The sequence below is a fragment of the Persicobacter sp. CCB-QB2 genome (assembly GCF_001274635.1).
Classification (GTDB): Bacteria; Bacteroidota; Bacteroidia; order Cytophagales; family Cyclobacteriaceae; genus Persicobacter; species Persicobacter diffluens.
Genome location: NZ_LBGV01000001.1, coordinates 410,414 through 437,033, shown reverse-complemented (window position 1 = coordinate 437,033; position 26,620 = coordinate 410,414). Strand labels below are relative to the sequence as shown.

The 26,620-nt window shown below is 43.0% G+C and carries 24 protein-coding genes; 6 read left to right on the top strand and 18 right to left on the bottom strand.

Annotated elements, in window-relative coordinates; genetic code table 11:
• Positions 1–272: 272 nt before the first annotated feature.
• The 12 genes from gatC to NG22_RS02035 all read right to left on the bottom strand — a co-directional run bounded on the left by gatC (position 273) and on the right by NG22_RS02035 (position 9,546).
• Positions 273–560 carry an Asp-tRNA(Asn)/Glu-tRNA(Gln) amidotransferase subunit GatC gene (gatC, locus tag NG22_RS02090; RefSeq protein WP_053404179.1) on the bottom strand — a complete coding sequence of 96 codons (288 nt, stop codon included), beginning with the start codon at positions 558–560 and terminating at the stop codon, positions 273–275.
• Complete coding sequence (locus NG22_RS02085) at positions 550–1,284, bottom strand: 1-acyl-sn-glycerol-3-phosphate acyltransferase (protein ID WP_053404178.1); 735 nt, start codon at positions 1,282–1,284, stop codon at positions 550–552. The genes gatC and NG22_RS02085 overlap by 11 nt, the downstream gene beginning before the upstream one ends.
• Positions 1,285–1,588: 304 nt before the next feature.
• On the bottom strand, positions 1,589–2,056 hold the full coding sequence (locus tag NG22_RS02080) for a biopolymer transporter ExbD (RefSeq protein WP_053404177.1): 468 nt from the start codon (positions 2,054–2,056) through the stop codon (positions 1,589–1,591).
• Positions 2,056–2,637 (bottom strand): biopolymer transporter ExbD, encoded by a 582-nt coding sequence (locus tag NG22_RS02075; RefSeq protein WP_053404176.1) that lies wholly within the window; start codon positions 2,635–2,637, stop codon positions 2,056–2,058. The genes NG22_RS02080 and NG22_RS02075 overlap by 1 nt, the downstream gene beginning before the upstream one ends.
• Positions 2,638–2,643: 6 nt before the next feature.
• Positions 2,644–2,967: a hypothetical protein gene (locus NG22_RS02070; RefSeq protein ID WP_053404175.1), complete on the bottom strand. Its 324-nt coding sequence runs from the start codon at positions 2,965–2,967 to the stop codon at positions 2,644–2,646.
• Between the two features lie 61 nt (positions 2,968–3,028).
• Positions 3,029–3,850, bottom strand: coding sequence for a MotA/TolQ/ExbB proton channel family protein (locus NG22_RS02065; RefSeq protein ID WP_053404174.1), 822 nt, complete (start codon positions 3,848–3,850; stop codon positions 3,029–3,031).
• 250 nt (positions 3,851–4,100) lie between these two features.
• The gene (locus NG22_RS02060) at positions 4,101–5,180 is read right to left on the bottom strand and encodes an asparaginase (protein WP_053404173.1); all 1,080 of its coding nucleotides are present in this window, start codon (positions 5,178–5,180) and stop codon (positions 4,101–4,103) included.
• A gap of 15 nt (positions 5,181–5,195) precedes the next feature.
• Positions 5,196–5,972, bottom strand: a complete 777-nt coding sequence (locus NG22_RS02055) for a TatD family hydrolase (protein ID WP_053406866.1) — start codon at positions 5,970–5,972, stop codon at positions 5,196–5,198.
• Positions 5,973–6,166: 194 nt separating this feature from the next.
• A complete protein-coding gene (locus tag NG22_RS02050) occupies positions 6,167–6,814 on the bottom strand; it encodes a polysaccharide deacetylase family protein (RefSeq protein WP_053404172.1) in 648 nt (215 codons plus the stop codon).
• The gene (locus NG22_RS02045) at positions 6,805–8,025 is read right to left on the bottom strand and encodes a PP2C family protein-serine/threonine phosphatase (RefSeq protein ID WP_053404171.1); all 1,221 of its coding nucleotides are present in this window, start codon (positions 8,023–8,025) and stop codon (positions 6,805–6,807) included. Before NG22_RS02045 ends, NG22_RS02050 begins: the two co-directional genes overlap by 10 nt.
• Before the next feature lie 4 nt (positions 8,026–8,029).
• Complete coding sequence (locus NG22_RS17540; RefSeq protein ID WP_253275642.1) at positions 8,030–9,283, bottom strand: ABC transporter permease; 1,254 nt, start codon at positions 9,281–9,283, stop codon at positions 8,030–8,032.
• A gap of 11 nt (positions 9,284–9,294) precedes the next feature.
• Positions 9,295–9,546 carry a hypothetical protein gene (locus tag NG22_RS02035; protein WP_053404170.1) on the bottom strand — a complete coding sequence of 84 codons (252 nt, stop codon included), beginning with the start codon at positions 9,544–9,546 and terminating at the stop codon, positions 9,295–9,297.
• An 85-nt stretch (positions 9,547–9,631) separates the two neighbouring features.
• Here NG22_RS02035 and NG22_RS02030 point away from each other — a divergent pair, with 85 nt between their 5' ends.
• Positions 9,632–10,456, top strand: a complete 825-nt coding sequence (locus NG22_RS02030) for a carboxypeptidase-like regulatory domain-containing protein (protein ID WP_053404169.1) — start codon at positions 9,632–9,634, stop codon at positions 10,454–10,456.
• Between the two features lie 426 nt (positions 10,457–10,882).
• Here the strand turns inward: NG22_RS02030 and NG22_RS02025 are convergent, their stop codons facing one another.
• Positions 10,883–12,001, bottom strand: a complete 1,119-nt coding sequence (locus NG22_RS02025) for a glycosyltransferase (RefSeq protein ID WP_172674307.1) — start codon at positions 11,999–12,001, stop codon at positions 10,883–10,885.
• A 14-nt stretch (positions 12,002–12,015) separates the two neighbouring features.
• Positions 12,016–12,966, bottom strand: a complete 951-nt coding sequence (locus NG22_RS02020; RefSeq protein WP_053404167.1) for a lysylphosphatidylglycerol synthase domain-containing protein — start codon at positions 12,964–12,966, stop codon at positions 12,016–12,018.
• Here NG22_RS02020 and ruvC point away from each other — a divergent pair.
• The gene (ruvC, locus tag NG22_RS02015) at positions 12,953–13,504 is read left to right on the top strand and encodes a crossover junction endodeoxyribonuclease RuvC (RefSeq protein WP_053404166.1); all 552 of its coding nucleotides are present in this window, start codon (positions 12,953–12,955) and stop codon (positions 13,502–13,504) included. The two genes, NG22_RS02020 and ruvC, sit on opposite strands and share 14 nt — an antisense overlap.
• Positions 13,505–13,935: 431 nt before the next feature.
• Here ruvC and NG22_RS02010 read toward each other — a convergent pair whose 3' ends face one another.
• Positions 13,936–14,856 (bottom strand): T9SS type A sorting domain-containing protein, encoded by a 921-nt coding sequence (locus NG22_RS02010; protein WP_053404165.1) that lies wholly within the window; start codon positions 14,854–14,856, stop codon positions 13,936–13,938.
• Positions 14,857–15,107: 251 nt separating this feature from the next.
• On the opposite strand from NG22_RS02010, the gene NG22_RS02005 reads away from it, so the two are divergent.
• Complete coding sequence (locus NG22_RS02005; RefSeq protein ID WP_053404164.1) at positions 15,108–15,695, top strand: hypothetical protein; 588 nt, start codon at positions 15,108–15,110, stop codon at positions 15,693–15,695.
• Positions 15,696–16,630: 935 nt separating this feature from the next.
• On the opposite strand, the gene NG22_RS02000 is transcribed toward NG22_RS02005, so the two are convergent.
• The 3 genes from NG22_RS02000 to greA form a co-directional block, all read right to left on the bottom strand.
• Positions 16,631–19,219, bottom strand: coding sequence for a TonB-dependent receptor (locus tag NG22_RS02000; RefSeq protein ID WP_053404163.1), 2,589 nt, complete (start codon positions 19,217–19,219; stop codon positions 16,631–16,633).
• Positions 19,220–19,669: 450 nt separating this feature from the next.
• Positions 19,670–20,062, bottom strand: coding sequence for an HIT family protein (locus NG22_RS01995; protein WP_053404162.1), 393 nt, complete (start codon positions 20,060–20,062; stop codon positions 19,670–19,672).
• Positions 20,063–20,092: 30 nt separating this feature from the next.
• Complete coding sequence (greA, locus tag NG22_RS01990) at positions 20,093–20,566, bottom strand: transcription elongation factor GreA (RefSeq protein WP_053404161.1); 474 nt, start codon at positions 20,564–20,566, stop codon at positions 20,093–20,095.
• Positions 20,567–20,903: 337 nt separating this feature from the next.
• On the opposite strand from greA, the gene NG22_RS01985 reads away from it, so the two are divergent.
• The 3 genes from NG22_RS01985 (at position 20,904) to NG22_RS01975 (ending at position 26,610) form a co-directional block, all read left to right on the top strand.
• The gene (locus NG22_RS01985) at positions 20,904–23,000 is read left to right on the top strand and encodes an ATP-binding protein (protein WP_053404160.1); all 2,097 of its coding nucleotides are present in this window, start codon (positions 20,904–20,906) and stop codon (positions 22,998–23,000) included.
• Between the two features lie 399 nt (positions 23,001–23,399).
• Positions 23,400–25,115 carry a NuoM family protein gene (locus NG22_RS01980; RefSeq protein ID WP_053404159.1) on the top strand — a complete coding sequence of 572 codons (1,716 nt, stop codon included), beginning with the start codon at positions 23,400–23,402 and terminating at the stop codon, positions 25,113–25,115.
• A gap of 10 nt (positions 25,116–25,125) precedes the next feature.
• Entirely contained in the window at positions 25,126–26,610 is a 1,485-nt protein-coding gene (locus NG22_RS01975) for an NADH-quinone oxidoreductase subunit N (protein WP_053404158.1), read from the top strand.
• Positions 26,611–26,620 lie beyond the last annotated feature (10 nt).

Sequence of the window (26,620 nt, the reverse complement as noted above, 5' to 3'; positions counted from 1 at the left end):
TGAAAAACCTTTGAAAACAAAAAGGCACTGCCATACAGTACCTTTAGTCAAATAATGCACCGTTGGATTTATAGCATTATTCCTGCTAGGTGCTTTTTATAGGGTTTCCTTTATTTATTAATAGCCCTGATTTGGGCGAGCTTGCATGCTCCTTATTCTGCTGCTGCTTTTGAAAAAAATGAAATAGGGTGCTATCCTTTCCTTTTTCCTGCCTTGAAGCTAAACAATTTAAACCCGCGAAATCGGGTGAATATTTAGCAAAAGGAGCACTTTTAGTCCAATACTTTGGGAACACGAAAGAATTCCCCATCCTGATCGGGGGCATTTTTTAAACCCTTTTCCCGCTCCAGGTGATTACCCACCACATCTTCTCGATAGGCATTTATTTCCTGAGACATATTGGTAAGCGGCTTCACCCCTTCTGTATCCACTTCATTTAACTGCTCCACCCAGTCCAAAATACCACTCAGGTCTTTCGCCATCTTCTCAGAGGCAGATGCATCAAAATCCAGTCTGGCTAAATGCGCCAACTTTTTCAGGCTTTCTTCATTAATATTCATCCTTATTGTAGGCTTTAATTTCTTGTTCGATAATAGTTTTAACCTGTTCTTTTAGCCTCGGAATATCATCATGGCTTAATCCTATGGTAGGGATTGCCTCGTGAATAATCATTATTGAAGGATGTACATGTACCTGTGGACGCCTGTCATCCCTGGGAAGAATTTTCCAGGAATAAGGCATACTCACCGGAACTATGGGCACCTGCTTATCAACTGCTATGATAAATGCGCCATCCTTGAAATTCCCCATATGCGGAGGAGTTTTGGTAATGGTTCCTTCCGGAAAAATAGCCACATTCAGCCCATTATCCAAAGCTTTTTTGCACAGTTCAATGGCCTGTTTAGCGCTGGATCGATTACCACGCTTTACTACTATACTGAACTTACGGTAGATAAAACCGAATACGGGAATTTTCGTCAGTTCGTGTTTTCCCAAAAAGGTGGTTAAAATAGGACCACTTCCAATCACGGGAATATCTAGATAAGAACCATGATTTGCGGCTATTACACATTGCTGACCGGAAGGTAAGGGGTTTCCTTTCCAAATAACCCGGGTAGGCAAAGCTGCCATATTTAATGAAATCCGTCCCCAAAAACGGTATAACCTCAGTCCCGTCAACTGCCAACTTTCTTTAAGGGAGAGTAAGGCGAAAAGAGGGAATAACAAAAGCATCACCAAAGTGAAGGTAAAAAAACCACTGACGGTCGCCACCAGATTTTTCATTAACGAATGGGGTCTTACTAAAAAGGATTTCTAAGCTCAAACCAATTGAGTTGAGCAAAAATATAAAATTTTCTCAGCCCTAAACGAGTTATGGGCAGCTTTTTCCTGAAAATGAATGAGAGGGGATATTGAAACGGCCAATAGCGTTAAGAAATGGGGCTAATTTTAGATTGGCTTTTGATGAAAGCTCCTATCAATAATCAAAATAGCTAAACCCTAGCATTTGTAAAAAAGCCGCAATACCAAAAAAAAGCATAAAAAAAGCCGGCTCTGAGAACCGGCTTTTTATGTATAAGGCCTTTGATTAAGGCATTTTGTCTGTTTTCTGCAAAGAAGTGTAAAGAACTTTCAAAGCATTTGCTTCTTTCAATGCTTCCTGAACATCTGTTACGATACCCATTTTAGCTTCTTTATCTACTTTCATTGCCATGTTGATCTGATCACGTTCGTAATCAGGCAACTTATCTTTTTCCTTCGCTACGTAAAGGATCAAATCTTCCGGTTCAGCGAACACGTCATTGATCTGAATTACCGGCTCAGTACCGAAACGATCCGTTTCTTTAGGTGCACCTACATAAATGTAGGAAACCAAAGACTTCTTCTCGATCTTACTCAGCTGCGAAGCTTGCGGAAAACGCTGTTGCACTTTAATATCATCCGTACGCATGGTTGTCGTCGTCATGAAAAAGAACAACAACATGAAGATAATGTCAGGAAGTGCCGAAGTAGGGATATCCTGACTAGCTTTCGACTTCTTTTTAAACTTTGACATTAGTTACCTCCTGTTTTTGTTGGTTCCGCAATAGAGATATTCATTGGAATTTTTTCGCCGTCAGGACCTATACGAGAATCCTCGTACATCTTCTTCTCGGCTGGCTTTTTACGATCCAATGACAAATAACGATCCAGGGTAATCCCCACGTTAGCTGCATAGATTTCGTTATAAGCCCCTTTCAGGTTATCCAAAATCCCGATGTAAGTCGCGTAACTTGTACCACGGTCGGCCTTGAAAGACACTACCGCCTCTTTAGGGTTATCGGACATTTTAGGATCACGTCCATAGTTCATGACAAAGTCTTTTACCATGGGACGAATCTGATCCAAATCAGTCAAAGGTTCACCATTTACCAACACACGGTCGGAAGAGTTCACCAATACCTTAAAGATGTTACGATCATTCTTCTTGATTTCATCCTGCGGCGCATTAGGATCGGCCTTAGGAGGAAGACGCAACGATACCCCTTTATCAGAAGCGATGGTTGTCGTCACCAAGAAGAAGATCAGCAGCAAGAACGCGATATCCGCCATAGATCCCGAGTTAATTTCCGGGGTTGATCTATTTCCTCTTGCCATAATTTTTTATTTAAAAACTTTTGTAAACTCAGTGATCACTGCTAAAACGAAAGCACCTACAAGGAAAACGTATGAAGTCTTCAAGAAAGCACCTACCATTTGAGAGATTTCAGGAGTTACGTTAAATTTAGCATAAGCTGCAGTTACTTCATTACCGGCCATGGCATAAGCCCCACCGAAAACTACTGCAAATACACCTACGCCAACCAACGATCTCATAAGACCTTTAGGATTGCTCAACGCATTGATTAATGGCAATACAATCGCTGCAGCGGCAGCAATCATTACCAAAACGTAAGCAACGTAAAGGACGATATCAATAGTATCCATTTTATTTACGTTAAATTAGCCAAACAATTGTTCCAGTTCATTCCCGTCTTGGGGAGATGAATTACTTAGTGTATTTTACTAAAAGATCGATCAAAGAGATGGAAGCATCTTCCATATCGTTAACCAAAGAGTCGATCTTAGATACACAGTAGTTATAGAACAACTGAAGGATAACCGCTACGATCAAACCAGCTACAGTAGTCAAAAGTGCTACTTTAATACCACCGGCTACAACGGTTGGAGAGATATCACCAACAGCCTCGATCATATCGAATGCCTGAATCATACCCAATACCGTACCCATGAAACCTAACATAGGAGCCAAAGCGATGAAAAGAGAGATCCATACCAATCCTTTTTCCAAACGACCCATTTCTACAGAACCGTAAGAGATTACAGATTTCTCAACCATCTCGATACCTTCAGAGGCACGCATCAAACCTTGAGTAAAGATAGACGCTACAGGGCCACGCGTGTTACGAGTTACTTCTTTAGCGGCTTCAACACCACCAGACTGAAGTGCCTCTTCAACTTTAGCCAACAACTTCTTAGTGTTAGTAGTTGCAAGGTTCAAAGTAATAATACGCTCGATCGCTACTGCCAATCCGATGATCAAACACACCAATACAATACCCATAAACTCCCATCCACCTTCGATGAATTTTTGTTTAACGGCTTGGTGGAAAGTCACGTCTTCCGCAACAACTTCCTCTACTTGCGCCTCCTCTTGAACAGGGGCTGGAGCCGCCTCTTCAACTACCTGGTTTTCATCAGTCGCTACCTCCTCAGTTTGAGCAACTTCTTCTTCCTGAGCATAGGTCTTAGCGGCTGTACCGAAAGACACCATACCAGCGATCATCAACAAAGCAAATAACTTTTTCATAGTTCAGTTTTTAATTAATTCTCTAAGTGTAGAATTTAACTGTTAAAGTGTAAGAAAAAATTTAAAGTTTAAGTAGAAAGGTAAGGTGGCGAACCTCAGAATCCAGGGGACTTCTTTCTGCTCTATTCCTTACAATAAGAAATAGAGCGAAATCCTTTCTATGAAATATTATATTGTGATCGTTCATCACGAACACAAATAAATCAATAAATATCTCTTCATGCAAGAATATTATGTTTTTTTGAAACCTTTACAAAATGGTCATTTCGCCACATAAAGGAACCTGAAGCATTTTTCTCACTAAATCAGGACTTTTCTGATTCCCCAGGAGAAACATTAATTTCACCATGGCGGCCTCGGTGGTCATGTCATATCCACTTACCACCCCAATTTTCTCCAACTCCGAGCTGGTAGCATAACGGCCATGCAAAACGGAGCCACCGATACACTGGGTAACATTGACAACAATAATTCCTTTCTCCACGGCCTTTTCCAAACGCTCCAAAAACCAACGCACGGTTGGGGCATTTCCAGAACCATAGGACTCCATCACCACCCCTTTCAGGTTCGGAATATTCAGAATCGCGTCCACATAAGCATGTGGCATGGAAGGAAAGATTTTCAAAATGGCCACATTTCGATCAAACTTCCATTGGTAGCGCAGCATATCCTGCGGAATCCATGGCAAAGCAGCAGAGCGATTATATTCGATCTCGGTGCCTACCACTGCCAGGGCGGGATAATTTTCCGAGTCAAAAGCATGAAATTGGGAAGAACGAATCTTTTTCACGCGATTCCCACGATACAATTTGGAATCAAAATAAACGGCCACTTCCGGAATTAAAGGCTCGTGATTACCATCATGCGCAGAGGCTAATTCCAGCGCCGTAATTACATTGGCCCGGGCATCGGTACGGCGGGCACCAATAGGCAATTGGGCTCCGGTGACAATGACCGGCTTATTCAAACCCTGCAACATAAAAGAGAGGGCTGCGGCCGTATAGGCCATCGTATCGGTTCCGTGCAAAACGACAAAACCTTCATATTGATGGAAATTTTCCTTGATAATATACCCGACATCCTGCCAGTTCTCGATCCGCACATTGGAGGAATCAATAGTGGTAGGAAAACTGATCACGGTCAGATCCAGGTTTAAGGTATTGATTTCCGGCAGGCGTTCGATGATTTCATGAAAACCCACAGAAATCAGTGAACCGGAACGGTCTTTCACCATCCCTAGTGTTCCGCCGGTATAAACAATCAGAATTTTGGCTTTTGGCTCATAGGGAGCTGCGGTATTAAGTCTTGTTATTCTATATTTAGGTGCCATTCAGTGCTGTTTATATTATAGATTAGGCGCGCGAAATAATCGCATTGCATTTTCGGTAGTAATCTCAGCCACTTCTTCCACAGGAATGGATTGTAGTTCGGCGACACGATCCGCTACCAAGCGCACATAAGCAGGTTCATTTCTTTTTCCGCGATGAGGCACGGGCGCAAGATAAGGCGCATCTGTTTCCAAAATTAAATGTTGCAGGTCCAGAGAAGGGATCACTTTGTCCATCCCGCCATTCTTAAAGGTGCTCACACCACCCATCCCTAACATAAATCCACAGTCAATCGCTCTTTGGGCATCAGCAATACTACCCGTAAAACAGTGAAAAACCCCACGCAAACGACCATCCTGTTCGGCTTCTACCACCTCAATGGTCTCGGCAAAAGAATCCCGGCAATGTAAAACCACCGGCAGATCCAGTTCCTTGGCCCAGCCGATCTGTATGCTCAAAGCCTCCAGCTGAATATCAAGGGTGGTTTTATCCCAGTACAGGTCTGTCCCGATTTCACCTACAGCGGCAAATGGAAAACGATCAAACCAGGCACGCATGGTTTCCAACTGTGCTTTATAGTCTTCTTTTACGTCACAGGGGTGTAGCCCCATCATTGGGAAACAATAATCAGGGTATTCTTGCTGCAGCTCCATCATCGACGCTATGGAAGCCACATCAATATTAGGCATATAAATACGTCCAATTCCGGCAGCTTTTGCTGCTGCTATCATCTCTTTCCGGTCTTCCTTAAATTGCTCTAAATAAATATGAGCATGCGTATCGATTAGCTGCATTAACCCTAATTTCGTTATTTTTTGTGCAGGTAGCATTCTACCAATTTGCACAAAAATATTAAATTTCCGCCAAAGACCAATAGGCGATTATTTCTTGAAATAATACAAGATGAGAAATATCATAGGGGCAAAATGAAAATTTCGTGACGAATGGGAACTTTCATTATTTCGAAAGGGCAATTGTACTTCAATAATTACAATGTCTCAAATTTAAAGCCTAAAGATTTAAAGTGAGAAATATAGCGGGGTAACACAAATTTAACATTCCGTTCCGCTTTCAGGCTATCATGAAACACCACGATACTGCCAGAACGGGTCAATTCAATCGTTTTCTCTAAAATTTCTTCCGGCTTCAGAGATTGATCATAATCACAGGTGAGTACATCCCAAAGGATGATTTTATAAGAATCACGAATTTCTTTGACCTGACCGGGTTTAATCTGACCATGAGGAGGCCTAAAAAGTGGTTTTTGAAAAGAATTCTCCTCCAATCTCACCTCAGCAAAACACTTTTGGCATAAGCCAATATTCTCCAGATAGTCGGCATTACTTTCCGACCAGCCTTTCAGGTGATTAAAGGTGTGATTCCCAACTAAATGCCCTTCTTCCAGCACCTGCTTAAACACCTCAGGATGCTTTCGAACATTATCGCCCACCATGAAAAAAGTGGCATGCGCCTCAAAATCTTTCAAACAGGACAACACCCAGGGAGTCACTTCCGGAATGGGGCCATCATCAAAAGTCAGATAGATGGTCGGCTCCCTAACATCTTTTTTAAATACAAAGCTTGAAAAATACCGCTGAAGGAAATCCGGTACGCGGTGAGGTTTGATCAGGCCCATTTTTTAAGGGTAAAAATAGAAATATCATCGGCATAAGGGACTTCTTTCCGGTAGTTATTCAACTCCTTCATCATTTCCTGGATAATCTCCTCCGGCGTTAAGGTTTGCTGATTCACCAAAAAAGCTTCCAGACGCTCTTCCCCGTATTCTTCCTCCTGATCGTTAAAGGTTTCGGTCAAACCATCCGTATAGCAGAATAAGGTAAAAGCCTCCAAATTAGTAAGTAAACCACTTTCAATGAAAGGGAGCGGATCAAAAAAGCCCATGATCGTACTTCCTTTATCTAGATGCTGCACCTGCCCATTCTCATGAATAACCAGGGGTTGATTATGCCCGGCGTTTACGTATTCCAGAGTGTTGCGCTCCATATCATATATGGCCAGAAAAACCGTGATGAAGTGCTCCTGCGCTCCACGGCGTTGGATCTGCTGATTCACCGAGGCCACCACTTCTTTCAGGTCGGTGGTATGCAGGACGATGGTCCTCAAAGAAGCCTGAAAGTTCGACATTAGCAAAGCTGCCGGAATACCTTTACCGGAAACATCCGCCATACAAATCAGGTAACGACCATCCTCCAGAGTGATGCAATCATAATAATCCCCACCAATTCCATGGTGCGGCACATATTCTGCTGCCATCTGCAGTTTCTCTGAATTGGGCAAGGAAGGAGGCAGCAAACTTTTCTGCACCTGATTGGCGATTTCTATTTCCCGGTTCATTCGCTCCTGTTTCAGTTGTCTACGGGCGAATTTCTTGTTTTCCAGCGCCACAAAAATAAGATTGGCCAGGGTCTGGATAAACTTCAGGTTCATCTCTTCTTTCTGTCCATTGGACCCCACCAGCAATACTGCCAACCGCTCCTGCTTATGAGACACCGGAATGATGACATCAAATTCAGAAAAAATGGAATTACAGGGAGTGATTTCATCCACCTTCTTAATGTCCTTCACTTCCAGCAGGCATTCATCCAGTGGATTCTCCTCAAAGTTACTGTCGGTATTGAACTGGGCCTTACAACCCCAGCCCGACTCATTACATACATAGAGCGCCATACGCTCTACACCGAAAGTTCCCTGAAGGGTAAATTGGAAAACCCGATACAAATGCTCCTCTTTCATATTATTGTTGATCCCCATAGATACCTCCAGAAGTGCATTTAATTCCAGTTCCTTGAGTTGATATTTTTTTTCGAAGTTTACCGATTCCATCATTGTTCTAGCCCTTTACTTTCCGCTTAGGGTCTGATAAGGTTCTTAAACCATTTCCTAAAAGATTGATCGAGCCTACCATTCCCATAATTGCCAGCGAAGGAAAAAACACCAAATGGAAAGAATTTCTGGTGCCCAAAGCATTAAATCCCTCCATTAACATTCCGCCCCATGAAGGCGCCGGAGGCTGCACACCCAAACCCAAAAAACTCAGGCCGGCCTCCAATAATATCGCTGCAGCAAAATTCGCCGTTCCCATGACGATCAATTCCCCGACAATATTAGGTAAAATATGCACAAAAACAATTTTAAAGTCACTCAGTCCAATCGTTCGGGCGGCTTCTACATAAAGCGCATTCTTCAGGGCCATCACCTGTCCGCGTACTAAGCGGGCCACTTCCACCCACATGGTCATCCCCACTGCGATAAAAGATACCATTACCCCTTTTTGCTGAAAAGCCAGACTAATTGCGATGATCAACATGATGGCCGGAATAGACCAAACCACCGTCATGAACCAGCTGAGTACCTGATCCTGCCAACCGCCATAATAACCCGCCAGGCTTCCCACCAATACCCCAATGGCTACGCTCAAAAGGGCGGCTAACAAACCAATACTGAGTGAAATTCTGGTTCCTAATAGCAAGCGACTCAGTAAATCCCGTCCGGCGCGATCCGTCCCCAGCCAGTACCTTCGACTACTGAGATGGTCTTCCAGATCCAGGTGCAATTCTGCCATAGAGCGGAAACGGTCCTTACCATTGGCCATCAGAATACGATAACCACCATGCTCTTTGATATAAGGTCGAGCAGAGGGAAATTGCATTTCTTCCAGTGGGCCGACATACAAGGGCGTGGTTACATCACAAATATGATAGCGTTTCCACCGATCCTTTTGAGATCCGAAAGGCAGAATTTTCACGAAATCTCCATCAATCACCAAAGAATCATATGGCTCCAGTAAATATTTAGAGGGTGTCCCTTTCCACCATCTTTCGATATAGGAAGGGAAATCGATTTCTGCATTTTTCCGCACTACCAGTATATCCGCCACAAAGTTCGGGGCCTGTTTTCTTAATTGAATATTGCCATCATTTGCATTCGGAGAAGGATCCGGCAATATCACGTAACCACCCACCACCACCATTAGCGCCAAAAGCAAACCCATAGCTCCCCATCTACAGGCCGGAATCTCCCAAAATCCCGCCCAGGGACTTAATGGTTTTATTGTTTCTTTTGACGTGGGGGTACTGGTGAGCATTTTTTATTCGCTTAATGGCCGTGCAACTTCAACAAACCTTCTTTTGTCGCCAGATAATACAATTTTTCAAGGCGAGATTCAAATAAATCCATGGATATCGCCTCTGCATCCAGAGATTCCATGGCTTTCACCCACCCTTTACGGACTAAAATCTTCAAAGAGACGTCTAACTCTTCCTTTTCCATTTGAAGCTCCTCCAATAAATCCGGGTAGGAAATTACAAAAAATAGTTCTTCCAGTATTTCTGATTCCAATGCTGTCATTTCATATCATTTGGGGCCAAATTTAGAAGATTTTTTGAGTCCGACCCTCCCGTAAATATCAATTAATTTAAAATATCGCTATCTTATGCGCATGATTAAATTACGTTTGAGTTTTCTTTTGATCGCATTTCTCACACTTTGGTCTTTCCCCCAAAGTCAGGCGCAAAACCTTGACGACCTTTACTTAAAAATTAAGGGTAAAATCGTGGATGAAAATGACCACCCCCTGCCTTATGTCCATGTTATCACTGTAATTGGACGTTTTGGCGCCACTACTGATGCACAAGGCCGTTTCATTGTGCACACGGCGCCTCAGGATACCCTTTGGTGCTCCTATGTCGGCTATGAAAAACAACGGATCCCGGTGGAAATTCCGGAAGGAGAAGGAGAACTGTATGTAAATATTACCCTTTCCAAAACCAGCTATACGCTGGAAAACGTCGACGTAACGGTATTACCGGAAAATGTGGAAGACTTTAAAGATGAATTCTCGGACCTGGTAGTCACCGAGGGCTGGAAGCCGGACCCGAGCTATTATGTGGAATATGAGGAACGCCGCAAACAAAAAGACCAATTGGAAGAGCTACCTCCCATCCCGGGCTTTGATGAACCGGATAAATTTGATTTTGTGAGCTTCTCCCCAAGCAAATTGTTTTCGAAAAAGAATAAAAAACCGAAAGTAAGTAAAGAAGAACAAGAAAAAATCAACCAGGAAATTATTGCGGAGAAATACAATAAGGACTGGGTCATTACCCTGATTGGACCTGAAAATGCCGGTTTAGCGGAGGAATTTATGGCTTATTGTAATTTCAATGAAAGCTTTCTACTCAAGAGCGAGCAATATCGGATTGCGCAGGAGGTGCTGAACAAATGGAACCGCTTTCTGGATGAAAAATATGATTTAAAATAATTACAGAAAAGAGGTCTTTGGGCTTCTTTTTTTGTTTCATTTGATCTAAATTTTGCATGCTTAGCCGAATCATTTACCACTCAGTTTAGTACTTCGGCTTAAATCGCTTTCATCCTATTCGATAAGGTTGTAATGGCCGATTTGTTATTAGCCCGGATTTAGGAAAGCTCGCTTTCTCCTCGTTCAGCTGCTACCTTGGAAAAGCTTGAAATTAGAACTAATCCATTATTTTTTCCGCCTTACAGCTAAACAAGTAATGAAACATGAATAATCCTACTTAAAGCCGTATTTGAATAATGATGTAATCTAAAAGCGCGTTGAAAAATAAGGTGTTGGATTTAACAGAAGAAATTAGACACCCTGACTTCAAAAGAGCGTCTGAATATTCGGACTGAGAGCTCCCAGGATCAAGGAATAAAAATCTCCTCAATCTACCCTCTTCCCGGAATGTACGGGAGCGGTTTCTTCTTCTTCCTTATTTTGTCGCCCCTTCCACTGATAATCCCCAAAAAGGGTTTTAAAAGCAAAATAAATGGCATAAAAAGGATAAAGCAGAAACATCACTGCGAAGGCGACAAAATCCCAGGACTGTCTGGTAAAAAAATACACTCCCCGAAGCAAAATATATTCGGAAAGCAATCGTAAGCCCAGACCACAGAGCCCCACATACCAATAAAGATGATCCCAAAAACCGGTCACCAACATCAAAAGCGTAGCAGCATGAATGACAAAGATCAACACCGCCGGTAAGGATTCCACCACTGTTTTCTGATAATTCCATTTACTGGCCCATCGCACCCTTTGCGCCTCAAACTGCTTCCAGCTAAGCGGAGGATCTGTAACCACCACCGATTTTTGGGAGGTTTGGAAAATTACACCATCCGGAAAATCCTTCAATACTTTCCGCATAAATAGTTCATCGTCTCCAGTGGGGATTCCGTCGATCCCTTTAAATCCGCCCAGCGCCTCAAAGGTGGATTTACGATAAGCTAAATTTGCGCCATTGCAGAAAATTGGGTTCCCCCAACCACTCATTCCGCCGGTAAAACCCATCAGACTGCTGAATTCCATTTTTTGCAAACGAGAGAAAAATCCCTGATGAGCCGTCAGCATAACCGGCCCCAGCACCATATGTACCTGATCGTTTTGAAAAGGACGCACCATACGATCTATCCAGAAAGCGCCCAATCTACAATCCGCATCTGTGAATAACATAATCTCACCGCCGGCCCGTTCAATACCATAACTCACCGCACTCTTTTTCCCACTCCCCTCCTCCAGGGTGAAGTATTTAATCCGATGGTCCCGCTCTGCCCATCGTTTCACTACAATGGCAGTCGCATCCTCTGAATGATCATCTACTACGATCACTTCCAAATCCGGATACCGTTGCCGACTCAAATCCTTTAATAAATCCCCGATGCCATTTTGCTCATTCCTGGCCGCCACAATCACGGACACCTTCACACAGTAGGGCTGTCGGTATTTGACATTCCTCAGCCAGCCGTAGCCATTCATCATGACGACGATACTGTAAAGTACCATTATGATTAAGTAAATTATTGTGACCATTTGAAAATAAAAAACGAGCCCCAAAAAGCGGGAATTAAAACGTTTACCACCCAAAGCATCAGGCCTCCGGCGATTATCAAACTGATATCCACAGGTAATAAAGAGAAATAGGACCAAAGTGCAAACTCCCGGATGCCCAAATCTCCTAATAAATGTACCGCAGGGATAACAGATTTCGCCAGAAACATAAAAGCAATGCCCCTGAGAATTTCTAATATAGGCAATTCGATCCCTAACAATTTAAATATCAGCAAAAACTGCAGGCAAAAGACAAGATAGCGACCCAGCGCCAGCAGCCAAATGCGAAGAAAATCATGATGAGAAAAGCTGTTGAACAGAAAGCGAGTCTGCCGCCCCCACTTATCCCGCGGTGCGTATTTACGAAACAGGAAAACGACCAACAGGATCAGGACAATCAACACCGGGACTAAACGCCCACTATGCCTAAAGAAAGTCACCAGACCGTGCTGCCAGTAAAACCCAAATCCCCAAAGCCCAAAGCAAGTCGTCCAGAACATTTGCGCCGCCTGCCCCACAAAAATAGGCAGGATAAGCCGAAACCTTCCTGAGGAATTTAAAGACAAAATTCTGCCCATATGATGACCTAGTCCCATAGGCCCTACCAGGGAAAAAGCTAATGCAGACCAAACCCCTTTAAAGGCCTTCCATAAAGAGATATTTTTCACCGAAGAGGCGATCAGTTTCCATTTGGCCGCCTCCAGCCCCCAGTTGAGCAACATCATCAAAAGCAACAACATCCCCCAAAAGCCTAAATCCGGAATTCGGACAATGTGTAAATAAATTTCCTGAGCTGAAAAATTATCCCTTATTTTGCCCCATAAAACAATCATCAGCGCACACCAAAGGACCACCTTTAATACAGGGAAGGCCTGGCGCAGATATTTTTTGGCAATTGAAATTGGGATGGCATCTAGCACAGAAAAGATAATTTTAGGTTTGGACCCCGGCACGCAAGTAATGGGGTATGGGGTAATCATGGTGAAGGGAAATAAGATGTCCTGCCTTCAATACGGGGTCATTCACTTAAAAAAGTACAGCTCCCATGCGCTAAAATTACAGAAAATTTATGAAAGGGTCTGGGGCATTATTGAAGAATATCTTCCGGATGAAGTGGCATTAGAGGCTCCTTTTTATGGCCAAAATGTGCAGTCCATGCTGAAACTGGGCAGAGCTCAGGGGGTTGCCATGGTGGCAGCACTCAATCATGGGTTGCCGGTTACCGAATATGCCCCCAAAAAAGTAAAACAATCTGTCACCGGAAACGGAAATGCCAGTAAGGAACAATTAGCTGCCATGCTGAAAACCTTGCTGAACCTAAAGGAAATTCCGGAGTATCTGGATGCTACTGATGCCTTGGGCGTGGCCATCACCCATCATTTTCTGGGCGGCGAACAAACGACCAAAAGCACTTCCTGGGGAGCTTTCCTGAAAGCCAATCCGGAGAGACAAAAATAAGTCTGAATTTCCATTTGAACCCTTTCCACCAGGTTCCAAAGAAATCAAGGCCGAATTTTGCAGTACCAGATTCTATAAAACTCTCCAGAGGTTTACTTTCAAGTCATTGAGCAGAGTGTGCCTGATTTTCAACTCGAATTATTCACCACTAAATCCAACAACCCTCTTCAATCGACTCATTTCCAGATCAAAAGGTTTATTTGATTCGTTAATAGCCCAAATTGGGGCAGACTTGCATTCTCCTCATTCATCTGCTTCTCTGTAAAAACTTGAAACAGGACAAATCCCTTCCTATTTCCAGCCTTGCCGTTAAGCGAGGATGGAAGCATCATTAATTCGGCCTTAACCTGCCAGGCATCATTCGGTCAAAAAAAGGGAGCCCTATTCGGACTCCCCTCTACACCTACTTTACGACTGTTATTTTCAATGAATTATTTTTTAATAAAACGAATGGTTTGGGCTTTTTCGCCCTCCGCTTTGATTCTCAACAGATACATGCCAGCGCTTAAATCACCGGTAGCCAATTGATAGGTGGCTTCATGTTCCGCTTGTACCTGAACACTCTTTACTTCCTCGCCACCTTTCAGTACCACCGTGAGCGTTACCGCCTGTCCCTCATAATTTGAAAGATCCACATTCATCACATCACTTACCGGATTGGGGAAGGCCCGGGGACCTCTGTTACCCGGCGCATCATCTTCCATTGGGTCCTTATCCGGATCCATCAGGACAAACATCGCCCCATTTGAAAGCATTCCCATATTCCCAAATTGATGTTTGCCCCGTGGACCGCGGTGACGCATTTCCCCATGTCGCCCTTTTCTTTCTCGACCTTCCGGACTCCCCTTTTCTGCACGACGCTCTTTCATTTTCTCCAGCTTCTCCTCCTTCATGAGCTTCATCTCTCCATGCCATTTTTGAAGCAAGGGTTCCATCGCTACGATGACCTCCTCCAATTCCGCTTCGTGCTTATCAGCTATTGCCCAGGCTTCGGTCATTATCGCTCTTTTTTCTTTTTCCACAGCGCGCATTTGAGCTCTTTCTTCTGCAGAGGGCAATTCAAAGGACTCCTCTTCAAGTGCTCTGCCCTGCCCTTTCTTTTGCTTTCCATTCGCTTTCAAAACTTCAAGCCTTGCGCGTAACTCCGTGATTTTTTTCTTTTCCTTATTACTTAATTTATCATCAAAGGCTTTCCGTTGCGCTTGAATTTCCGGAAGAATAGTCTCCTTAAAATAAGCCCGCATCTCACCGCCTCCTTTGCCTTTTCGGTTTCCTTTAATCGCAAAAACCGATACCGAAACTAACAGGAAGCACCCTATTAGTAATATTAATTTCAGACCTCTATTTTTCATGGTGTTGAATTTTGTTGTTCGATTACAATACTAATCACGACAATAATTAAAAGGAGATAAAAAAATTTCAACCAACGCCCGAAAGGAATCAACCAATGCAAAACTCCGCTCTACCAGGCGCTAAAATTGTACGAATTCTAGAAAATCGACCAACAACAAAAGAAAGGCGCTGCGTTTTGTTTATTTTACAAATTTTTATTTTAGATTTTCACCACAAAAGACAATTAATACCTACCTAAGCATTTTTTCGGATGAGATCCTTTCTATTTTTCTCTTGCCTGTTCACTTTCTTCATCAGCTTGAATGCCGTTGGTCAAAGCTATTTTCATTTCGACCAGCACTATCGGACCAAATATCCATTTTTTGCCAAGCACGAAACCAAAAAAGAGGTCCTGACGACTAATAAAGCAGGCAAACAGGCTATTCAACTCTACAGCAAAAAAGAGCTTTTGTATGGGCACAATGCATTAAACGGACATTTGGCACCTCAAAACTTAACACAGCTGTATTTTCAAAAAGGGGATGCGCCTCTGCAAAAGGCCAGCTGGGAGAATTTGCAAAAAGCGCTGGCAGATGAAAGGGACATGCAGGAGTATTTTAAAAAAATCAACCGATTGAAACGGACGGAAAACGGCCTACTCTATAGCGGCATTGCCTTGGTGGCCGTGGGCATTATGCATACCGCTACCCAAACCAATGCGGAGGGCCTCCAAAATATCAATCAACCTTCCCCCCTCCTTTTTGCAGGCGCCGGAGTAGGACTGTCCTCTTTTATCATTAAAGCCATTCGAAAAAGAAAAATGAAGGAAGCGGTTCACTTTTACAATCGACTACCCTAAATCCCCCCGATTCCATTCTTATTTTGGAAATAGATTGTGGACAAAAAATTCCTGGCTTTGAATAAAATTGACGAGCCAAAACAGTAGCGACCAAAACTTATCAATGCTGCTTTTGAGGTATTAAAATGCGCTGCACCAATAATCCCGATTCAGAGCTGTGCCCTAAACCAACGAAACAATCATTAGTGAAAATTTGTAAAATCTGCGGCTAAAATTCACTTCCCTTATCCAAGTCTCCTTCATTCTCCTAATTAGTAACTCCCCCAAATCGCAGCGTACTTCCTCGTTAACCTAAACCGGTTAATTGAAAACCATCTCAATGCATTAATCAGTGAAAATTTGTGAAATCTGTGGCTAAAATTCACTTCCCTTATCCAAGTCTCCTTCATTCTCCTAATTAGTAACTCCCCCACTTCGCAGCGTACTTCCTCGTTAACCTAAACCGGTTCATTGAAAACTATCTCAATGCATTAATCAGTGAAAATTTGTGAAATCTGTGGCTAAAATTCACTTCCCTTATCCAAGTCTCCTTCATTCTCCTAATTAGTAACTCCCCCAAATCGCAGCGTACTTCCTCGTTAACCTAAACCGGTTAATTGAAAACTATCTCAATGCATTAATCAGTGAAAATTTGTGAAATCTGTGGCTAAAATTCACTTCCCTTATCCAAGTCTCCTTCATTCTCCTAATTAGTAACTCCCCCACTTCGCAGCGTACTTCCTCGTTAACCTAAACCGGTTAATTGAAAACTATCTCAATGCATTAATCAGTGAAAATTTGTGAAATCTGTGGCTAAAATTCACACTCCAATCCATTTCCCATTCCTTCACTTAGTTTGTGACCTGTCTCCCCCACATCACCCTTTCGTATTAGACTAAAAAAGCCCCGACCCAAAAGGCCGAGGCTTGAACGAATATCCAGATTTAATTGGAATACTAGAAATTAAAAGAAACTTTAGAGTACCAATAAGCCCCATTGAAGCCCATCTGCACCGGATCCCAATAACCACCGTTATCAGTCTCATAAGGATCCTGCTTGTCCGGATACACATTGAAAATGTTTGATCCGCCCAGCGTAAAGTTCCACTTATCTGTCGGATGATAGCTAAAAGATACATCCGTGGTGGTTTTAGGATCATAAACCGCAACCATTCCATCACCCGTCCAGGTTCCTAAGGTTACCTGACCAAAATAGTTGGCTCTGATCATCGCCGACCACTTATTATGCTGATAATTCAACATCACATTACCTTTCCACTTTGGCGCAGAACCTTCGTAGAATAATCTTTCCCGCTCACCAAAGTAAATATCTTCTTTGCCCGCCAACTGATCGGAAGTATGCACCGCCGTAACCTCCGTTACGTTATGGTTCACTGCCAAACTCGCGGTCAATTTATCCTGACCGATATTGGTGGTGTAAGTCGTTACAAAGTCAAAACCATAAGTCTTCGTATCTACCGCATTGGTAAAGAAAGCGACCTGATCCACGCCTTGCTCCTGCAAAATGTGCCCTACATCCGGATCTTCTGAATCAAAATAGCCAGTTACTACTACTCTGTCATAAACATTGATCTGATAACCATCCAAAGTAATGGTCAAACCATCCACCGGCGTCAAGGTCATCCCCAAAGAGTAGTTCTGAGATTGCTCTTCTTTCAATTCCGGAATACCCAAAGCTTTGGCCACTTCAGAATCATTTCTCGCCAATACCACATCCTGTGCTACACCACCGACGAAGTCCGTATAAGTGGAGTTATAGTAAGCCTGCTGTAAAGATGGCGCTCTGAAACCGGTACTTACCGCTCCTCTGATCGACAACATTTCTACCGGGCTGTATCTGGATACAATTTTACCGGTCACCGTGGAGCCAAAATCAGAATAATGCTCGGCTCTAACTGCCGTACCGATCATGAATTTCTCCGTTAGGTCCAGTTCAACATCCACATATCCACCGATGTTATTTCTGCTTTCATTCACCTCATTTTCTGGTCTGAAACCAGGGTATCCTTGCGCACCACCAGCCTTCACATTGCCTTCGCTGTCCACATAACCGTAATTTTTCCAGCTGGCCTCTTCGCCCTGGTGAATCTGATAATTCTCCACTCTGAAAGCAGAACCAAAGGCAATGTTCAAACCTTCCATTACCGAAGGATAGAATTTAGTAAGATCCAGGTTAGTAGTATTGGAAGCATACTGGAATTTACCTGCATAAAAAGAAGTAGGAGAATCAGGGCCCAAAGAGGCATTCAATGTCTTGGTGATGTCAAAAGAAGATTGGTTGTAACCGAAAGCATTTCCCAGGTCGATCTTCCAGCCTTTCCATTCAGAATTTACACCAAAGGCAAGCGAGTTATCAATTACTTCTGAAGCCAGATAAGGCACAAAACCATTCGGGTAAATTTCCAGAATATTTCTTTCAGGATCATTCGCCTCTCTTCCCCAGGCACCGGAAAGTGCATCTCTATAATTAAATCCACCGAAAGCGTAAATGCTTGTTTTCTCACTTACCCCAAATTCGGCATTCAACATGGTTCCGATGTTCAAAACATCCGCATCACCGATCACCCGCATCTCCCCTTCAGGTGCTCTGTCGGTCATGCCTCTTTTGTTAATTTCTACCGAGGCGTTTACAAAACCGTCTTTTCCGGCTTTCCAGCCATAATTTCCGGAGACCATCAGGTTCTCGCCATCACCTTCCTGGGTGATTCCCGCTCCAGCATTCAAGCTACCTGCTCCGGTTTGTTTTTTCAATACAATGTTAATGACTCCGGCAATAGCATCTGAGCCATACTGTGCAGCAGCGCCATCACGAAGCACTTCAATTCTTTCAATAGAGGATACCGGAATGGTATTCAGGTCAGTCGCAACCGCACCTCTACCTCTGGTTCCCAATAGGTTGACATAGGAGGAAGTATGTCTTCTTTTGCCATTCACCAAAATCAACACCTGATCCGGGCCCATGCCTCTCAAAGTGGCGGCATCAATGTGGTCACTTCCATCGGAACCCGCCTGACGGTTGGAGTTGAAGGAAGGAACAGCAAATTGTAATAATTGTGATAAATCCATTTGCCCTGTCGAGTTGGTTACTTCGTCGAGGGCGATGATGTCTACCGGAACGGGCGTTTCGGTAAGTGCTCTGTTGGCGTTTCTGGACCCCAGAATGACGACATCATTTAACTTTACATCAGTAGGATCTAACTGAATTTGTAAAGATTGGTCTGCGGAACTCACTGTCAGGTCCTGATCAGCATAGCCCACATAAGAAAAGTGTAGATTAGTAGGGAGCGCAGTAGTTAATTCAAAACCACCTTCGAGGTTGGTAATGGTACCCTGAGAGGTGCCGCTAATCATCACGGTAACTCCAGGCATTTCTTGTCCATTTTCATCAACAACATGACCACTGATCATTTGTGCTGATTGCGCATAAACCGGTGCCCAACATCTCACATTTCCACAAAGCATCAGAAGTAAGATCGTACCTCTGATGATCGTACTGTTAAGTACGTTCAACTGTACAGTTTTCATCAATAAATATAATAAAGGGTAAAATTTAATCCTGTTAATATGAACCAGCAAAGGACTGGTTAAAGGCGGAGGCGCACCGATTTTATCGTCGGCGCATAATACGTCGCCCGTTCAACGCTTGGCAGCGTCGTCGGTTTTGGCCTTGAGTTGGCACTAATGGGGCGATATGTTTTATCGTATTTTTCAAACCTTTTTCTTAGGATGTTGCGAAGTTGAAGTTGTTTTTAATCAGATCCAAATACCTGGCGCAACAATCCCTATAATTAAGCTATTTTCTTTAATTTTTAACACAACAAAACCTTTAAGTGCAACAACCTAAAAAATCCACTGAGGGAAACAGGATGGTTTTTACTCCACATTTATCTGTTTTAATCGCTTCAGGGCAATAAAAAAAGTCACCCTAAAAAGGATGACTCTTCCAATATTTTTAAACCTAAAAAGAAGGCGGGCTTAAAGCTGCTCTGCAATCTTTTCTTTGGTCTGACTCAACTCTTCCGCCGAGGGGTTCAATTTCGGACGACTAAAATTAATGTCATCCATATCATTCAGCGGCACCAGGTGAATGTGCGTATGTGGAACCTCTAATCCAATGACCGCCACCCCAATTCTCAAACAAGGGATTGCTGCTTTTATTCCAGCAGCAACTTTTTTCGCAAAAAGTTGCAATGCGACATACTCTTCATCCGATAAATCAAAGATATAGTCGACCTCTTTTTTAGGGACAATTAAAGTATGACCTTCCACTAATGGGTTAATGTCCAGGAAGGCAATATGGTGATCATCCTCCGCTACTATTTGACCGGGGATCTCTCGATTGATGATTTTGGTGAATATACTCGCCATGATTTTGATGGATTGATTTCCTCAGGGAAATTACATGCTAATATCCAAAACTTCAAATTCAATTTTACCTGCCGGAGCGGTAACTTCTGCAATCTCTCCAACCTTCTTGCCCATCAAACCTTTTCCGATCGGCGACTTCACAGAAATCTTCCCTTGCTTCAGGTTTGCTTCTTCCTCAGAAACCAAGGTATATTTTACTTCCATTCCGTTTTTCATATTCTTGATTTTCACCGTAGACAGAATAGAAACTTTGGAAATATCAATGTCGGACTGACGAATCACGCGGGCATTCGCCACCACGTTTTCCAATTGAGCAATTTTGGCCTCCAAATGGCCCTGAGCATCTTTTGCTGCATCATACTCCGCATTCTCACTCAAATCACCCTTATCACGCGCCTCTGCGATTTGTTGTGCAATATCTGCACGACCACGTAATTTAAGGTCTCTCAACTCGTCTCTTAATTTCTGTAAGCCTTCCTCGGTATAGTATGATATATTACTCATGATATAATTTACCTAAATGATTAAAAAAAGAATAACGACCCCTTGGGAGGATCGTTGCTAAAAACATTGGTACTTTAAACGGATGATTTCGGGTATTAGATTAATATCTACCGGATAAATAACGTACCATGTTGTACGCTCCTGATCTCAAAGATAGTATTTTTTTTTCTTAGCTTCAAAACCATGAGCCCCTGAAAAGCAGGAATAAAAACTATAATCTGCCACAAGATTTATTGGATTAATCTTAAAAAAATAGGTTTTCCTCCCCAAAATTACTCAAAAAGGCCTAAATTGGCTATCAATTTTCACCCTAGCAAATACACTTTTATTACCACTGATGTCAGGATACTTCAGAACTCTTTTTACTATTTTTCTACTTTTCAGCCTTTCCCAAAGTCAGGCCAATAATGACACGCCCCTTTCTGCCGAAGAGGAAGTACTGCTACTTTTGGAAGAAGCTGAGAAGAAAATGAACGGCAATCCACATGAAGCTTACAAGCTTGCTGAAAATGCCTGGGTGAAAGCTACTGCCTTAGAGAACAACTTACTTATTGGCCGTGCACTGCCCTATATGGGAGAGGCCCTGTTTTACCGGGACTTTGGGGGATTTCTTTTTTTGAAAAACGATGATAAGGAAATTCAGTTCCTGGGAGATGATTACCAGGGAGAAGTAGACTTCCTGAATCCAATGCACTTTTGCCTGGAAGCCTTAAAATTCAATAAAGCCGCTAATGATCAGATCGGGCTTATTAAGACTAAAAAAGTACAGGCTATCATCAACAGTGAATTAGGGGACTACAAAAAAGCCGAGGAATGCTATTCGGAAGCCATGCAAATGGCCCGCAAATGGAGTTTACAAAAAGAGATTCTACTGCTATATTTGGATCAGGCGCAACTCGCTGAAAAAACCAAAGACAAAGATAAAATAGAGCTGAATCTTGATTCCGCAAAAGCTCTAACCTTCAAACTAAAAAACCAAAATCTGGAGGCAGAATATCAGTTAGTTGCCGGCAAAGCTTACCGACAGATGAATAATCTGAACAAAGCCGAGTTTTTACTAAAAGAAAGCCTTCGCAATTTTCAGGAATTATCCTATCCAAAAGGCATCTATGAAAGTCACCAGGCCCTAGGAGAAGTTTTCATCCTGAAAAACGAATTTGAAATGGCCCTGAGTTATCTGACCAAGGCCAGAAAATTAGAAAGGCATACTGGTGACAGCCTGGCTTTGGCGCAAAACCTTTTACTTTCCGGCATGGCATTGGCCAAATCTGATCAAGGGAAGAAAGACCTCAATAAAAACAATCAAGCCATTAAACTGGTGCGGGAGTCTTTGAAAATTGCCTGGAAAAAAAGCATGAAACACACCATGCAGAAAGGCTATCAACAGCTGACCATTATATACAGTAGCCTTCAGGATTATGAAAAAGCGAAGGAATCTCTGGATAACCAAAGACAGTTAGACGAATTAATTATCGCGGAATCTTCCAATAGCCGGATTGCCGAGTTGGAATCCAAAATTAAGTTCCAGGAAAAGGAAGAAGAGTTAAAATCTGCCCAGCGCGAGCATGAAGCAGAAAACAAGGAACAGCAAATTTATATGGTTTTCCTTGGGGCAATCATCCTGATACTAGGGCTGATTATCACCCTGATTATCCGAAACAGAAGAAAAATCTCCCTGGCCAATCATCAGATTAAACAAAAAAACGAAGAGCTGGAAGCCCTGAATCATACGAAAGATAAATTCTTTTCCATTATTTCGCATGATGTAAAAGGACCTTTAAACAGCCTGCGTTCCTTCTCCAACCTGCTCATGAACCATACCGAACACATGAGCACAGAGGAAATCAAGATGCTGGCCACTGATCTGGATGGCTCTCTGAAAAACCTCTTTGGCCTATTGGAAAACCTGCTGATCTGGGCACGCTCTCAGACTGGTGCTTTGGAAATAAAAGCAGAATCCTTTGAACTAAATTCTTTAATTGAAAAAAACATTGAACTCCTGTACCAACAAGCAGCGAATAAAAACATTCAATTAGAAAAAGAGGTATTTGGACAATATCAGGTTTTTGCGGACGTTAAATGTATTGACACCGTAATCCGAAACCTGACTTCCAATGCACTCAAGTTCACTGAAAGTGGCGGGAAAGTTAAAATTCTGGTACAGGAAAAGCAGGATAAAGTCATTATCTCAGTACAGGATAATGGGGTTGGAATACATAAAAACGCACAGGACAAATTATTCAAAGTGGGAGAAAAGCACTCCACCATGGGCACCTCCAATGAAAAAGGAACCGGCCTGGGCTTATTGCTTTGTAAAGAATTTGTAGAGAAAAATGAGGGCACCATTTGGTTTGAATCTGTAGAAGGCGAAGGCACCACCTTTAGCTTCAGCCTACCAAAGGTAAGCGAATCCGCCCTGGTGGAACAGGAATAACCCGACGCTATTCTTTAGCTGAATTATTCACCGCCTGAATAAGTAAGTAGATCGATCTAATGGAATTGTCCTTTATTCGTGATTCGGTGTTTCTGATTTTTTAATCGCCCAAATTGGCGTAAACAGGCTTACTCCTCATTCATTTGCTTCCTTGGAAAAAACTCGTAATAGGAAAAATTCCTTCGATTTTCCAGCTTGCCAGCTCAAGAAGAGTTTAAGCAGGAATAACCGTGGTTAATTTGGAATTTATTTGAATAACAACAAGAAATTTTGTTTTTGTTCAATGAACGACTTAAGCCACAAGGAAATTTTTGGATTAATAGTATTTTTCAATGCAGTCCCGTAATTTCGCCTTGTTATTTGTGTTTCAACAATCAAAATCGGGATTGATCAACCTCTATGATAGAACAACTTATCAGCATCATGATATTTCTCCCGCTTCTACTGGCGGGAATTTTATTATTTCTACCTTCCAGCTTAAATCACTGGTATCGTCCAATCGCCATTGGTGGTGTGGGCGCGCAGTTTGTTTTAGCCCTAATCCTTTTAGGAAATTACCTCAGTGGGGAAGGTGCTCCGGTAGGCGTTAACGCTATTGAAGGTTACCAGTTCGTTCAGCAACTGGACTGGATCCATATGCAATTAGGAAGCTTAGGGCAGCTTTCCATTCAATATTTCGTCGGTATTGACGGACTCAATATTAGCCTGGTGCTCCTCTCTGCCCTGGTCATGCTGTTGGCCGTTTACGGAAGCTGGGGAATTACTACACAAACCAAAGGGTACTACGCCCTGATGCTGTTATTGAGCGGCACAATTATGGGCTGTTTTGTTTCCCTGGACTTCTTCCTTTTCTATGTATTCTTTGAATTCATGCTGCTTCCGATGTATTTCCTGATCGGAATCTGGGGCGGACCACGCCGTGAATATGCTGCAATCAAATTTTTCTTATATACCCTGCTGGGCTCGGTATTAATTTTATTGGTCATGATCGGACTATACAGCTCTGTGATTGACCCTCAAATGACGGCCGTTGCAATGGGTTGGGCGCAGGACTTTCGCGCAGTAGATCCGTCCATAATTCTGAAAGTACAGGATGCTTTAGCCAACCAATTGATTCCAGCGGACAAAATCGTACGCACCTTCAATATGGTGCATATGATGGATGCGCAAAATTTCATTCCCGATTCCATTTTCAGCAGCCTTTATGAAGGACAATTATTAGGTATGAACTTCAGATTTTGGGCATTCCTATTATTATTTATAGGCTTTGGAATTAAACTGCCCATGGTGCCTTTCCACACCTGGTTACCGGATGCACACGTGGAAGCGCCCACGCCGGTATCAGTCGTATTGGCCGGCATCTTATTGAAAATAGGAGGTTACGGACTGCTTAGAACGGCATACGCCATATTCCCTGATGCGGGCCATCATTGGGCATGGGTGGTAGGATTTATCGGCATGCTATCCATCATTTATGGTGCGATGAACGCCTTGGCTCAAAAAGACCTGAAACAGCTAATTGCCTATTCATCCATTTCCCATATGGGTTTTGTACTATTGGGCTTGGCCTCCGGTACAGCAGAAGGGGTAAGTGGTGCGATCTATCAAATGTTTAGCCACGGATTAATTTCCGCCTTACTATTCCTGATCGCCGGATTCATTTATGACCGTACCCATGACCGGAGAATTGAAAATTACAGTGGGCTGGCCAAAAAGCTACCAAAGTTCACTACCATTGTGATTATTGCTTTCTTTGCTTCTTTGGGACTGCCTGCTTTCAGCGGCTTTATTGCTGAGGTATTCGTCTTCCTGGGCGCATTCTCCTCTTCGGGCATCAATGGCTTATTGCCAAGATGGATGGCCATTGTTTCCTTACTAGGCTTACTGTTGGGGGCTGCCTATTATTTATGGACACTTCAAAGAATGTTCTTTGGAAAATACTTTGTACGTCAGCCGGAATGGGAATCGGCCATGGTCGATATGACCTCCAAAGAATATGTGGTTATGATTCCTTTAGTGATCGGAACCATTCTTTATGGACTTTTCCCAGCTTTACTACTTGATTTAATTAACGGCAGCGTGGGCGCCTGGATCAAATTGGTAATGGGAGCCTAAGCCTTTTCCTATGGATATTTCAATTTTAAAAAATATCATCCAGTCCCTTCCCATGGTTTTGCCGGAGGCTATGGTGGCAGCATTGATTTTGCTACTGACCATTGCCTGCATTATTCCATGGAAAAAGCCGGCTATGGTCGGAAAATCCCTGAGCTGGATTTTCGGTATCGGTTATATCCTCTTAAAAATCAACCAGTGGAACGGGCAGTGGGATAATGGTTTTCTGGGCATGATCAGCCTGGACAACTACCGCATTGCCGGGCAGCTTTTATTGGGCGGTCTGTATTTATTTTCCCTTCATTTAAGTGCCGTAGAAGTACAGCTTAAAAATGAAGAAAGAATGGAATATTGGTTGTTAAAAGCCGCCATCCTATTGGGAGGTTCAGCGCTGGTGATGTCAGATAACTTATTAATGATTTATCTGGCGGTAGAGCTTCTTTCTTTCTCCGCTTACGGGCTAACTGCCTTCAGCTTTAATGAAAAAGGAAATAAGGCCGCCTTAAAATACCTGCTATTCGGCGCAATTGCTTCTGCATTAACAGTCTACGGCATGTCCATTCTTTATGGCCTGACCGGCACTTTATCCCTGACAGACGGTTCCTTCTGGATGAATTTATCAACGGCACCGGTTAGCATTTTGGCTTTTGCTGCTTTTCTGGCTGTAATTGGACTTTTATTCAAGCTCACCGCGGTACCGCTTCATCCCTGGGTGGAAGATGTATACCAAAATGCGCCGACCCCTATCGCCGCACTATTTGCCACTTTACCAAAAATTGCCGCCTTTTTCTGCTTTATGGGAATCATGCAGCTCTTGCCCCCACTTTCTGCAGAAGCAAAACAGGCCATTATTGTGGCTTTAGGCTTTATTGCCCTGGTTTCGATGACGGCCGGAAATTTACTGGCGCTGGGACAAAAGGAGGTCAAAAAAATGCTGGCGTATTCTTCAGTATCCCATGCCGGATTTCTGATCGCCTGCATCATCGTTCCGGCAAAATCGGCCTGGGATGCCGGTCTGTTCTATGCCGCGATTTATGGCATCATGAATATGGCCGCTTTTGGGCTGGTGCAATACTTTGAAACCGGTAAGAAGGCCATCACTTATGAAGACTTTAATGGCATGGGTAAGAAACATGCCCTTTGGGGAATCGGATTGGTGATCGTTATGATTTCCCTGACCGGACTCCCTCCTACTGCCGGCTTTAATGCCAAACTGATGGTCTTTCTGGCGTTATGGGAACAATACGAGACTACTTCAACCACCATCTACCTGCTTTTATTGGTATTTGGCGTTTTGAATACCGTTATCGCTTTGTTCTACTATATTCGTCTTCCCTATCATTTCTATTTTCAGGAAGAGGGAGAGGAAGATTACCATTTCTACCGAAGACGAGAAGTAGTCATTGAAAACCGATTGCAATGGGCCTACCGCATCGCCTTATTTGTGGCTATCCTTCCGCTAATCGTTTTGTTTTTTGCTCCGCAGATTATTCTTTAATAATATTCAA